The sequence below is a fragment of the Leisingera sp. F5 genome, from assembly GCF_001593695.1.
The window spans coordinates 1-2,043 of sequence record NZ_LUKH01000594.1 but is presented as its reverse complement, the minus strand read 5'-3'; the positions used below and the strand labels follow the sequence as shown (position 1 = coordinate 2,043).

Sequence of the window (2,043 nt, the reverse complement as noted above, 5' to 3'; positions counted from 1 at the left end):
CCAAATACTTCACTACCAGCATCTACTAAGGTGCTGCCATGACCGGACTGTTTGAACTACTGGGCCTCGGCGCCAGCGCTGAGCTGCTGTCGCTGTCGGGCTGGGGGGGCAACCTGCTGCGCGGGCTTGCCAACTCCCTGCAGATCGCCTTTGGCGCTTATGGGCTGGGGCTGGTGATCGGGCTGTTCGGGGCCTACGGCAAACTCTACGGCGGGAAGGTCACGCGCGATCTTCTCGCCATCTATACCACGGTAATCCGGGCGGTGCCGGAACTGGTGCTGATCCTGATCCTTTATTACGTGGGCAGCGATATCATCAACAAAATCTCCGAAGGCTTGGGCGGCGGCCGGGTTGAGATCAACGGCGTTGCAGCCGGTATCTGGGTGCTGGGGGTGGTGCAGGGCGCCTATGCCACCGAAGTGCTGCGCGGGGCGATCAAAGCGGTGCCGGTCGGGCAGATCGAGGCGGCGAAATCCTATGGCATGCCGGCCTTCATGATCATGCGCCGGGTGACGATCCCGGCAATGATGAGCTTTGCGGTGCCGGGGCTGGCAAACCTGTGGCTGATTGCCACCAAAGATACGGCGCTGCTGGCGGTTGTCGGCTTTAACGAGCTGACGCTGGAGACCCGCCAGGCGGCGAGCAGCACGCGGGCCTATTTCACCTTCTTCCTGGCCGCCGGGTTCCTCTATCTGATGGTGACGCTGTGCTCCGGCGCGGTTTTCGCCCGGGTTGAGAAATGGGCGCGGCGCGGCCAGCCTTCGCTGAAGGGGGGCACGTCATGACCGGCCTCAAGGAGCTGATGCAGCCGCACCGTATTGTCATGATGCTGATCTTTGCGGGGCTGGTGATCTGGTGCGCGGTCTCGCTGCGCTGGGACTGGCTGCCCAAGTACGCGCCGCTGGCGCTGGAAGGGCTGTGGACGACGATCTGGATCCTGGCGGCATCCCTTGTCATCGGGTTCCTGCTGGCAGTGCCGCTGGGGTTAGCCCAGGCCGTGGGGCCGTGGTATCTGTCCATTCCGGCCCGCACATTCTGCACCATTATCCGCGGCACACCTTTGCTGTTGCAGATATGGTTGCTGTATTACGGGTTGGGATCTCTGTTCCCTCAGTTTCCCTGGATCCGCTCGTCCGAGCTGTGGCCGTACCTGCGTCAGGCCTGGCCCTATGCGGTGCTTGCGCTGTCGCTGTCTTATGCAGGCTATGAGGGCGAAGTGATGCGGGGTGCATTCTCGGGTGTGGCCAAAGGGCAGCTGGAGGCCGCAAAATCCTTTGGCATGCCGCGTTTCACCATGTTTCGCCGGATCTGGCTGCCGCAGGCGATCCGCAATGTACTGCCGACCTTGGGCGGCGAAACCATCCTGCAGCTGAAGGCGACACCACTGGTGGCGACGATCACGGTGGTGGAGATCTACTCGGTATCCTCGCGCGTGCGGTCTGATACCTTTATCGTTTACGAGCCGCTGCTGCTGCTTGCGGTGGTCTATATGGCAATTGCGGGAGTGATAACCCTGGCTTTCCGGCGGTTCGAGAATGGCTGATCTGCTGGGCGGTTAGCCCCTCTTCCGGGCCGTGGCCAACCGGTCCGGAATCTCTGATTTATCTGACATACATCAAATAACGGCACTGAAGTTCCCTCTAGTGTCAGCGGCAAATGCAGCAAGAGATTCTTGTAACAGATGCCGCGCACTTCTTTCATATCTTCCGTTTGCCGCGCCGGGTTGTTCCGGCGGCTGGCGGGGCTGTGCGCCATTTTCATGCTGGTAGTGCAGGTTGCCTTCCCCGGTGCGGCGCAGGCCGCGGCGGGCGGAGAATGGATCGAGATCTGCGGTGAGTTCGGCGTGGTGGAGATCCAAGTCGCCGAGGAAGGCAGCGGCGAGGCGCAGGATTGCCCCAAATGCAGCACCTGTCCGCTGTGCGCTGCTGAAAACAGCGCCGGGCCGGTTAGTGCTTTTCGCTCTGATATCAGCCGGGCGGCAGACTGCTCCGTGCTGCTGCCTGCGGGAACCGCCGTGCAGCCGAACCCGGCGCAATACTGGCA

At 62.0% G+C, this 2,043-nt stretch carries 3 protein-coding genes; all 3 read left to right on the top strand.

Annotated elements, in window-relative coordinates:
- Positions 1-38 precede the first annotated feature (38 nt).
- Positions 39-785, top strand: a complete 747-nt coding sequence (locus A2I95_RS33660) for an ABC transporter permease subunit (RefSeq protein ID WP_027257821.1) — start codon at positions 39-41, stop codon at positions 783-785.
- Positions 782-1,543 carry an ABC transporter permease gene (locus A2I95_RS33655; protein WP_027257822.1) on the top strand — a complete coding sequence of 254 codons (762 nt, stop codon included), beginning with the start codon at positions 782-784 and terminating at the stop codon, positions 1,541-1,543. The genes A2I95_RS33660 and A2I95_RS33655 overlap by 4 nt, the downstream gene beginning before the upstream one ends.
- Before the next feature lie 216 nt (positions 1,544-1,759).
- A partial coding sequence (locus A2I95_RS33650) for a hypothetical protein (protein WP_291736811.1) occupies positions 1,760-2,043 on the top strand: 284 nt, incomplete at its 3' end.

Bases quoted from the DNA above. Each gene is read 5' to 3' on its own strand.
- A2I95_RS33660 (WP_027257821.1), top strand. From the start codon at position 39: ATGACCGGACTGTTTGAACTACTGGGCCTCGGCGCCAGCGCTGAGCTG.
- A2I95_RS33655 (WP_027257822.1), top strand. From the start codon at position 782: ATGACCGGCCTCAAGGAGCTGATGCAGCCGCACCGTATTGTCATGATG.